This is a genomic window from Vibrio sp. SG41-7 (genome assembly GCF_014164465.1).
In the GTDB taxonomy this organism is placed as follows: Bacteria; Pseudomonadota; Gammaproteobacteria; order Enterobacterales; family Vibrionaceae; genus Vibrio; species Vibrio splendidus.
This window is the reverse complement of the sequence record NZ_JACJFF010000223.1, coordinates 1-3,689: the sequence shown is the minus strand read 5'-3', so window position 1 is coordinate 3,689 and position 3,689 is coordinate 1. Positions and strand designations below refer to the sequence as shown.

Here is a 3,689-nt window from a genome sequence, read left to right as displayed (position 1 = left end):
CCTATAGCCTATAAGGCCAATGATTAGCTTTTAGCCGCAGAATCCAACACCGCAACGTCCACTACAGTCGTTACCGTCGCTACAGCCACTGTGACTCGCGGTGTCTGGTTGGCTTTTGCTTTGCTGTGTCTCTTTGCTAATAGCGTGTTGGTGATACTCGCCACAACAATCAGGTTAATGCCAATCATCTGCTGAGTAGAAAACACATCATCAAAGAACAACCCCTGCCATAAGGCGCTAAACAGCATGTTAGTAAAAATCAGTGGTGCCAACTGGGAACCGCTGTCTGCAAGCTTATAAGCCTTGGAGCGGAAAATTTGAGTATTGATGGTAAACAGTGCGAGTCCAAATGCACCAAGTCCAATCCAACGTAAGTCATCAAAAGATAGCTGAGCCGATAAAGTTCCATTGTCCACAGCACTCTCAAGCACATCAGGAGCAGCAGATACTGAAGTAAACACAACCATCGGTATCACAATGATTGCCGCGACCAAGAACGTCCACGCGTTTAGCTCTGCGGGTGTCAAGCTCGTCTTCGAGGCTCGGTACAAGCTCACCTGTGAGCCAGAGTTAAACATACCCGCCAATAAACCCAGTAACAATGCAGGTCTAAAGAACTCCGAACCAAACTCAAACTGCGACCAATCCCCTGCCATCATCACTACGCCGAAAAATGTAATGGCTAAACATGCGATAGTCGTTGTATGAATCTTGGTTCCGAATATTAATTTTTCTAACAATGGAATAAACAACGGACCCGTACTGAATAACACCACACCTTCAACCAGCGTTAAGGTTTGTAGTGAAGTAAGGAAACACCACTGACACGCCACCATAAAGATCGCTCGCATCACTAAAGGTTTCCACATATCGAGTGAAGGTTTCGTTATTTTGTAAAACATCAAGAATAAAAATAAGAACAGACTGGGTAACAAAAAACGCACAAAACTGAGTAACGAAGTGGGCATCACTTCAGACAGATACTTGGCCATTAAGCCGCTTAAAGACAAACTGAACGTCGACAACAACATGAAAGTCGTCGCCTTGGTAATATCAGACATAATTATCACCTCCTATGACACCTATTTTAGAAGCGTGACGTGATGAAAAATAGCGAGTAATATTAACCATAACTGTAAGGAAAACTTACCAATGAAGAAACTCGTCCCGCTTAAATCCGTTTATGCGTTCATCGCTGTAGCTGAAACAGGCAGCATGACCGACGCTGCTCGAGTGTTGTATGTCAGTCATTCTGCAGTAAGCCAAGCCATCAAATCATTGGAGCAACTGGTCAATAAGCCGCTGTTCCAACGTGTCGGCCGTCGTGTTGTTCTAAATTCCGCAGGTAAGCGATATTATCGTAAAGTCGCGCCAGCACTGGAACAGGTGATAGAGGCGACAGAAGAGCTTGCCAGAACGCCTAACGATCACCGCATTACCCTCAACATGGTCAACTCGCTCGCGATGCACTGGTGGATCCCTCGAGTCCCCGAATTCCAAGCATTTGCTCCCTCACTTGATATCCGTATTTCGACATTAACCGGCCCTTTCGATATCGAACAAGAAGGGGTCGATATTGCCCTCGTACATGGCAAGCCAAACGAATGGGAACAATATTACAGCGAAAAGCTCGGCGACGATGAACTAGTCTTGGTGTGCAGCCCTGCTCTATTGAAAAACCAGACCGGATTAAACGTCCAGCAACTTGTGAAACAAAACCCAACCATTGGTGCGTTTAACCCAAGACGACAGCATGACTGGCAGGTGTGGTGTGATCATTATCAAATACCAATGCCGACGTTCCACAGTAACTTGACGTTCGATGTCTCCATTCAAGCGGTTCAAGCTGCAATTCGTTCGTTAGGCGTATTGGTTACGCATCGCTTGTTTGTGAAAGATGACATCAGCCATGGGATGCTAGTAGAGCTGGGCGAACCCGTCGCGAACCCACACCAAGATTTCTATTTTGTTTGCCCAAAAAACAAATTAAAACAAGAAAGTGTGCTAAAACTGAGAACATGGTTGAGGCATGAATTCACACGCTCAGAGACAGCACTGAACGATGACATTCGAGAACAAGACCAAACTATCAATCAATAAGCAAGTAACAACTCAGCAAGCTTACAAGAGGCCATTATGATTATTACCACCACTCAATCTGTTGAAGGCAAACGCATTGTCGATTACAAAGGGGTTATCGCCGGAGAAGCCATTCTAGGGGTGAATGTTTTCAAGGATATGTTTTCAGGAATTCGTGACTTTGTGGGTGGACGTTCTGGCACCTACGAAAAGGAACTGGAGAAAGCACGCAACTACGCATTCAAAGAGTTGGAGCAAAAAGCGATTGAAGCGGGTGCCAACGCAGTGGTTGGAGTCGATATAGATTATGAAGTATTAGGAACAGGTAATGGCATGTTGATGGTATCAGCTAGCGGCACGGCGGTTGTCGTCGCTTAATCTATTAAGCTATTGAGCAATCAGGCAGCCTAATGAAAACTCGTTCCAACCCTTTGATGATTAGCCGCCAGAGGGTTAGAACGGTTATAAGCTGATACTTAGCTTGATGTTACTCGTGCAACCTTTTGCCCGGAGAGCATGTCATCAAACGAGGCAACTCTCGCCAAGAATGCACCTTTATTTTCAGGTAAGATAGAACTCGCTAAAGGTAAGTTCGCTTTCATCGAATCCACCGCTCTTCCACGCTTCAGTACTTCAAAATGCAAATGCGGCCCGGTTACGCGACCAGTCGTGCCAGACAACGCAATTTTCTGCCCACGCTTAACCTGCTGCCCCTTCTTAACCAAGAATCGGCTCAAGTGCAGATAGCGAGTTTTGTAAACACTGTTATGTTCAATCACTATGTATTTCCCCGCATACGGGTGGTTACGAATAGCAATAACTCGACCATCACCGGTTGAATAAACTGGCGACCCTACGGGTGTTGCGAAGTCAGTACCATTATGCGGAGATATACGTCCGGTCACTGGGTGCTTACGGTACGGGTTAAATGGCGAAGTAATTCTTCGGAATTGTTTGTCTATTGGGTAGCGATTGAACGCTTGCTCAAGGCTATTACCCTCTCTGTCGTAGAAGCGTCCATCTGGAGCAAGAAACGCGGCCACTTCCTTACCTCGTAACCTAATCGATATGCCTTGGATCTCTGTTTTTCCTGTTAGATGGTCGCCTGTGTATTGCTCATTGACCAACACATTAAACTCATCGCCCGCTCTTAACTGCTTTGAGAAGTTAATCTTGTCTCTTAACGTTCGAGTAATATTGGCTATCTGGGCGGTTGTTAATCCCGCTTTGTATGCTGACGTTGAAAAACTTCCATGAACGGTGCCCTTATAGAGCTTTTCTTTCCATTTGCCAGGCATTTCATGGAATTGGTAATTAAAGCTTCCATCATTATTTTTAGTGAAGACTGCCTGCTCTACGAGACTTTCATGGAAAATCAGCTCTACGAGTTGTTTAGAGTCACTATCCAAAAGCAACTCTAGATGGTCGCCAGGTTTTATTGTATCGAGCTTCAAAGACTCAAGATCCGCTTCCATCACTTTTTGAACTGTCTCATAAGGCAGTTTCCATGACGAAAAGATGTTGCTGAGCGTATCTCCAACCTTCACAAAGTAATGAACTTTTACCAACGTTCTTGAGCTTGAATCTGTATCTGTATCTGTATCTGTATC

At 45.1% G+C, this 3,689-nt stretch carries 4 protein-coding genes; 2 read left to right on the top strand and 2 right to left on the bottom strand.

Annotation, left to right across the window (positions count from 1 at the left end; genetic code table 11):
- Positions 1-23 precede the first annotated feature (23 nt).
- Complete coding sequence (locus H5300_RS25905) at positions 24-1,061, bottom strand: DMT family transporter (RefSeq protein ID WP_182797282.1); 1,038 nt, start codon at positions 1,059-1,061, stop codon at positions 24-26.
- Positions 1,062-1,152: 91 nt separating this feature from the next.
- Between H5300_RS25905 and H5300_RS25900 the strand changes: the two genes are divergently transcribed.
- Both H5300_RS25900 and H5300_RS25895 read left to right on the top strand, forming a co-directional pair.
- Positions 1,153-2,100, top strand: a complete 948-nt coding sequence (locus tag H5300_RS25900; protein WP_182797281.1) for a LysR substrate-binding domain-containing protein — start codon at positions 1,153-1,155, stop codon at positions 2,098-2,100.
- Between the two features lie 36 nt (positions 2,101-2,136).
- Positions 2,137-2,457, top strand: a complete 321-nt coding sequence (locus H5300_RS25895; RefSeq protein ID WP_004730185.1) for a heavy metal-binding domain-containing protein — start codon at positions 2,137-2,139, stop codon at positions 2,455-2,457.
- A 98-nt stretch (positions 2,458-2,555) separates the two neighbouring features.
- On the opposite strand, the gene H5300_RS25890 is transcribed toward H5300_RS25895, so the two are convergent.
- Positions 2,556-3,689: peptidoglycan DD-metalloendopeptidase family protein (locus tag H5300_RS25890; RefSeq protein WP_182797280.1), on the bottom strand; the 1,134-nt coding region annotated here is incomplete at its 5' end.